Origin of the sequence: Streptacidiphilus pinicola (genome assembly GCF_003258295.1) — a bacterium.
Lineage (GTDB): Bacteria > Actinomycetota > Actinomycetes > Streptomycetales > Streptomycetaceae > Streptacidiphilus > Streptacidiphilus pinicola.
This window is the reverse complement of sequence record NZ_QKYN01000071.1, coordinates 37,932-44,171: the sequence shown is the minus strand read 5'-3', so window position 1 is coordinate 44,171 and position 6,240 is coordinate 37,932. Positions and strand designations below refer to the sequence as shown.

The following is a 6,240-nucleotide window of genomic DNA, read 5'->3' as shown; positions in this document are numbered from 1 at the left end:
CTAGTGCTCTGACCGGAAAGGTTCGCCGGGTCGCAGTGGCAAGTCAGGAGGCATTGGGTAACGTCCTGGGGGTCTCCAGCTGAGCGGGCTAGCCGTTCATTGATCGCCGCTGGTGGCCCTGCGAACGGCCGGAATGTCGACGGTCCCGACCCAGCGGTACTCCGCCTCGCGGTAGGCCAGGACCCCGATCTTCACGAGTGCGTCCATCGCTTCGCCCAGCGCGCTGGAGAGGGGGGTCTCCATGAAGAACATTCCCCTGACGCTGCCAAACGTCGTTCCTTCAGGGAAGATGCCCAAAGCACGTCCGAACTCGAACATGGCGATGTCGTAGTCGGTCCAGTCACTGAGCGATTCGGCCAGCTTCATGCGGTCATGGTGCCAGTCATGGTCGGCGAGCCCAACCGATTACGAGTGTCTGGGTGAGCAACGCGTCAGGCCAGCGTCCGATGGGGCCGCCCGCCCCATCGGACGCCCTTCTCGCTGCGGACGCGGGCGCGTTCGCGTCGCTGGGCGGCGAGGACGTCGGGGTGGCGGGCGTTCTTGTTGCGCCAGCGCAAGTAGGCGTGCAGGTCCCTGGTCTGGACGGTGTGGTTGCGGTGGTTGGAGTTGGCGATCGTGAACTGCCGCAGTGGCCCGAAGTGGGCCTCGATCGGGTTGGCCCATGACGCGTACGTCGGGGTGAAGCACAGCTCGACGCGGTTCTTCCTCGCCCAGCGCCGGATCGTCTCGCCCTTGTGGGCGGACAGGTTGTCCAAGATGACGTAGATCGGGGCGCCGTCCGGGCGGGCCGCGCGGATCGACCGGAGCGCGGCCAGGGTGTTCGCGGCGCCCTTCTTGCGGCGGTTGACGCCCCAGAGGGTGTCGTCGCCGATCGAGTAGCAGCCGTGGAAGTAACGGATCCCGTGGGTGCGGTGGTAGGTCGCGGGGTGCCGCTCGGGGTGACCGGCTCGAGCCCAGCCGGAGCCTGCGGTGGGGCGGATGCCGAGCGGCCCGAACTCGTCGAACGCGAACACCCGATCGGGGAAGCGGTCCAGGACGTGCTCGATGCGGTCCAGCTTGGCGTCGCGGTCGAGGTCCGGGGATTCCTTCCACGTCTTGGTGCGCTGGAAGGTGACGCCGCGGCGAGTGAGCAGGCACCGTAACGCCTCGCGGCCGATTCGGATCACGCGGCCGTGGACTTTCCGCAGGTAGGCGGCGAGTTTGCGGATGGACCAGCGAGTGAAGGGCTGGCCGAGCTTGGTCGGGCGGGTGGTGGCCGTCGCGACGACGAAGTCCTCGTCGTCAGGACTGAGCAGGCGGGGACGGCCTCCCGCCCACTGAGGGTCCAGGCAGGCTAGGCCGATCTCGTTGAACTTGTGGATCACGTCGCGAACGGTGTCCTCGTCGGCCTGGACCAGTTGGGCGATCACCGGGACCCGGTTCCCGCCGGCCGAGGCCAGCAGCATCATCCGCGCCGGTACCGCACCGAACTGGTGCTGCCCCGGCGCACGATCTGCTGCAGCTTCTGCCCCTCCTGGTCGGTCAACCTGCGCACACGGACAGGCTCAGCCACCACACCCCCAACGGTCGGATCGGACGTCCCCGCACATCCAACCGCCACGAACTCCGACCCGGCGAACCTTCCCGGTCAGAGCACTAGCGAGGCCGTGGAGGCGTCACCGGGTGTGGTCATGGCCAGGGCGCTGTGGGCGGTGCCGTAGGCCAGGGCGCGTTGCAGGTCCGCGGCAGCAAGGTTCTCCGCGGGCCTGGCGCGGCCCGCCGCGCTGTGCCCCTCGCCGTCCCCGGTCAGCAGCCCGTAGATCAGCCCGGCCGTGAATGCGTCTCCGGAGCCGATGCGGTAATTCCCCGAACAAAGCGAACTGGTGATCCAGTCGCGAGCCCAGTCTGACTCGTCGCGGCTCGATCCATCCCATCAATGAGCCCGCATCGGCGATGTGCTGAGTGGCCAGTGGCCGCCGTGGGACGAGCTGCCTCACCTCGCCGTCGGCGGACGCTTGCGGCGCAGCAGAGGAGCCGGACAACGGGCAATGAACCAGAGATTGTGCACGCTAACAAAGTGCCCCTGCGCGATGCCTTGACGGCCTTCCCGCGTGTAGCCATAGTGATGGCCATTGCGGCCCCCCAAAAATGCATGTACACACCGCTCCTTCCTGGCCGCAATTGTTAGCGCTAACAACCGGGCCCTTCCTTCCCACCCGCGAAGGAGTTCGTTCATGACCGTACGATCACGGCTGCGCCGCGCCTGGCGAGCGCTGCTGGCGGCGGGGACGACCGCCGTGCTCGCCGCCGATGTGCTCACCGGCGCCGCCACCACGTCCCAGGCCGCCACCCAGGGCCCCTGTGACATCTACGCCGCTGGCGGCACCCCCTGCGTGGCCGCGCATAGCACCACCCGGGCGCTGTCCGGCTCTTACAACGGCCCGCTCTACCAGGTGCAGCGAGCCTCGGACAGCGCCGTGCAGGACATTGCGGTGCTCTCAGCCGGAGGAGTCGCCGACGCCGCGGCGCAGGACTCGTTCTGCGCCGGCAGCACGTGCACCATCACTCGCGTCTACGACCAGACAGGCCACGGCAACACCCTGGTCTACCAGGGCCCCGGCGGAACGGGCGGAGCAGACACCGCGGCCACCGCGACCACCGAGGCGGTGACGGTCGACGGCCACAAGGCCTATGCCCTGTACATCAACCCCGGCAACAGCGACTTCGCCTACAACCCCACGGGAGGCGTGCCGACCGGCAGCTCGCCGGAGGGCGAGTACATGGTCACCAGCGGCACACACGCCGACAACGGCTGCTGCTTCGACTACGGCAACACCGAGACGAACCACAAGGCTGACGGCAACGGCGCGATGGACGCGATCAACTTCAGCACGGAGTGCTGGTTCGGCGGCTGCAGCGGAACCGGGCCATGGGTCCAGGCGGACCTGGAGAACGGCCTGTTCTCCGGCGGCGGCACGGCGTGGAATCCCCACCAGGTCTCCGAGACCAGCCACTTCGTCACGGCGATGCTGAAGAACAACGGGACCACACAGATGGCGCTCAAGGGCGCCGACGCGCAGTCCGAGAGCCTTGCCACGCTCTACAGCGGCTCGCTGCCCAGCGGGTACGACCCCATGCACAAGCAAGGCGCCATCATCCTGGGTAGCGGCGGCGACTGCTGCCAGACCAACCACAACGCCAGCGCGGGCACCTTCTACGAAGGCGTCATGGTTCAGGGCTATCCCTCCGAGGCCACCGACACCGCGGTCCAGGCCGACATCGCCGCGGCCGGCTACAGCACCGGCTCACTGACGCCCGGCTCCCGGGTCTCCCTGCAGGCCACCACCGCGTGCTGCACCTCGGACTACCTGCGCCACGACGAAGCCGACTCCAAGGTCGTCATCTCCCCGATCAACTCCTCGAGTTCGGCCACCGTAAAGGCCGACGCCACCTGGATCGTCAAGCCCGGCCTGGCCGACAGCAACTGCATCTCCCTGGAGTCGGCCAACGCCTCCGGCAGTTACCTCAGGCACTTCGCCTTCGAGCTCTACCTCGAGCCCAACGACGGGTCCGCCCAGTTCGCCGCCGACGCCACCTTCTGCCCGCAGCCGGGAAACAGCGGCACCGGCTACTCCCTCCAGTCCTTCAACTACCCCGCCAAGTACATCCGCCACTACGACTTCACCGCCTACATCGCAAGCAACGGCGGCACCAACGCCTGGGACACGTCCTCGCTGTGGGCCGAGGACACCAGCTGGCTGCCCACCACCCGCTGGAGCTGACGAGCAGCCCGCCCGAGTCCGGTGGCCCCCCATCCGGCCGGATCGCAGCGGCTCCAAGGGCGTCAACGCGACCCGCCCGCCCGCACAGCCGGACACTGAGGAATGCCTCGATGTTCACACCTCACCCCACCCGTGAAGGAGTTCGACGTTCATGACCCTACGACCTTGGATCCGCCGCGCCCGGCGAGCGCTGCTGGCGGCGGGGACGACCGCCGTGCTCGCCGCCGGCGTGCTCACCGGCACGGCGACGACCTCCCAGGCTGCCACCCAGGGCCCCTGTGACATCTACGCCGCGGGCGGCACGCCGTGCGTGGCCGCCCACAGCACCACCCGGGCGCTGTACAGCACTTACAATGGGGCGCTGTACCAGGTGCGACGTGCCTCGGACGGGGCGACGAAGGACATCGGGCTGCTGAGTGCCGGCGGCTACGCGAACGCCGCCGCGCAGGACTCTTTCTGTGCCGGGACCAGCTGCGTCATCACCGTCATCTACGACCAGTCCGGCAAGGGCAACAACCTCACCGACGCCCCTGCGGGCGGAGCGGCCGGTGGACCGGACAACCTTGCCAACGCCTTCGAAGCCCCGGTCACCGTCGGCGGGCACGAGGCGTACGGCGTCTACGTCGCTCCCGGCACCGGCTACCGCGACGACAACACCTCCGGCATCGCCACCGGAGACCAGCCCGAGGGCGAGTACGCGATCTTCGACGGCACCCACTTCAACGGCGGCTGCTGCTTCGACTACGGCAACGCCGAGACCAGCAACCACGACACCGGCAACGGCCACATGGAGGCCATCTACTTCGGCGACAGCAACTACTGGGGTTCCGGCAGCGGCAACGGCCCCTGGATCATGGCCGACCTGGAAAACGGCTTGTTCTCCGGGGCGAACCAGCGCCTCAACGCGGGGGACCCCACAGTCAACGACCGGTTCCTGACCGCCATGGTCAAGGGCGGCCCGAACCAGTGGGCCATCCGTGGCGGCAACGCCCAGTCGGGAGGTCTGTCCACCTTCTACAACGGCGTACGCCCCAACGTCTCTGGCTACAACCCGATGCACAAGGAGGGCGCGATCATCCTCGGCATCGGCGGCGACAACAGTAAGGGCTCCGCGGGCACCTTCTACGAAGGCGTCATGACCTCCGGCTACCCCTCCGACGCCACCGAGAACGCGGTCCAGGCCAACATCACCGCGGTCGGCTACGGCAGCGGCTCGACCAGCACCGGCGCTCTGACCCCCGGCTCCCGGATCTCCCTCCAGGCGACCACCACCTGCTGCACCACCGACTACATCCGCCACGACGACGCCGACAACAAGGCCGTCATCTCCGCCGTCAACTCCTCCAGCCCGGCCACCACCAAGGCCGACGCCACCTGGATCGTGCGAGCCGGTCTGGCCGACACCTCCTGCCTGACCTTCGAGTCTGCCAACGACCCCGGACGCTTCCTGCGGCACTCGAACTTCGAGCTCTACTTGAGCGCGGACGACGGCAGCAGCACGTTCGCGCAGGACGCCACCTTCTGCCCCACCGCGGGCAACAGCGGGGTCGGCCACTCCTTCAGGTCCGTCAACTACCCCACGAAGTACCTCCGCCACTACGACTACACCGTCTACCTCGCCGGTGACGGAGGTTCCAACGCCTGGGATGCCACGGCGTTCTGGGCCCAGGACACCAGCTGGCTGGTGGACCAGCCCTGGACCTGAGAATCAGGGCGTCACAACAGCACCTCGGCTGCGCCACCGCTTCACCGGCGGTGGCGCAAGTGCGTCTTTCTACGGACCCCATGTCGTTCGAGGAGGGGAATCGACAGGCTTGCCATCCATGGGCGGTGCCCACCGGAGCTGGAGCCTCTGAGCGATGGCTCTGCTCACGAGTCGCGGTTCTGGTCCAACTTCTGTGGAGCCGTCACGATCTGTAATGAATCAGCTGGATGGCGCTACGTAACTCGTTGACAGACCTGTTTGGGATCATGCCCGCATGGACTTCGACCTCGCCCCGCCGAACGGCGTTGGGCCGTTGCAGATCGGCATGACTCGCCAAGCCGCCAACGCCGCGCTGGACTCGCTCCGCGACCTCTCTGCGGTCTCGGAATCAGACCGGCCTGGGCAGCATGTTTTCCGTCCCAGCGGGCTGATGATCAGCATCCACTGCACGCGAGACATGCTGGAAGCGATTGAGCTCGGGAGACCGTCGACTCAGACAGACCGCGTCATCTTCCGGGGCCTGGACGTGTTCGCGCTCCCGGCCCAGGAGCTGGTGCAGCGCATGGGCGAGCACACCACGATCGAGGCAGACCCCGACGACCCGGCGTCTTTCGTTGCCTCTGACCTGCTGCTGAGCTTCTGGCGCCCGTTCGCAGCTGACGACGAGCCCGAGGAAGAGCAGGGCTACTACTTCAGCTCGGTCCTCTTGGCGCGGCCCGGCTATTACGACACCCCTGCTCAGGCTGCGGAGCGACTCCGGCAGGGGTCGTGACC

The 6,240-nt window shown here is 67.7% G+C and carries 4 protein-coding genes and 1 pseudogene; 3 read left to right on the top strand and 2 right to left on the bottom strand.

Annotated elements, in window-relative coordinates:
* Window positions 1-96: 96 nt before the first annotated feature.
* Both DN069_RS18570 and DN069_RS18565 read right to left on the bottom strand, forming a co-directional pair.
* On the bottom strand, window positions 97-366 hold the full coding sequence (locus DN069_RS18570) for a hypothetical protein (protein WP_111502165.1): 270 nt from the start codon (window positions 364-366) through the stop codon (window positions 97-99).
* 65 nt (window positions 367-431) lie between these two features.
* Window positions 432-1,552: pseudogene (locus DN069_RS18565) on the bottom strand (IS630 family transposase).
* 661 nt (window positions 1,553-2,213) lie between these two features.
* On the opposite strand from DN069_RS18565, the gene DN069_RS18555 reads away from it, so the two are divergent.
* The 3 genes from DN069_RS18555 (at window position 2,214) to DN069_RS18545 (ending at window position 6,238) form a co-directional block, all read left to right on the top strand.
* On the top strand, window positions 2,214-3,761 hold the full coding sequence (locus tag DN069_RS18555; protein ID WP_165845539.1) for an alpha-L-arabinofuranosidase B: 1,548 nt from the start codon (window positions 2,214-2,216) through the stop codon (window positions 3,759-3,761).
* 151 nt (window positions 3,762-3,912) lie between these two features.
* Window positions 3,913-5,466: an alpha-L-arabinofuranosidase B gene (locus DN069_RS18550; RefSeq protein ID WP_111502163.1), complete on the top strand. Its 1,554-nt coding sequence runs from the start codon at window positions 3,913-3,915 to the stop codon at window positions 5,464-5,466.
* Window positions 5,467-5,740: 274 nt separating this feature from the next.
* Entirely contained in the window at window positions 5,741-6,238 is a 498-nt protein-coding gene (locus DN069_RS18545; protein ID WP_111502161.1) for a hypothetical protein, read from the top strand.
* Window positions 6,239-6,240 lie beyond the last annotated feature (2 nt).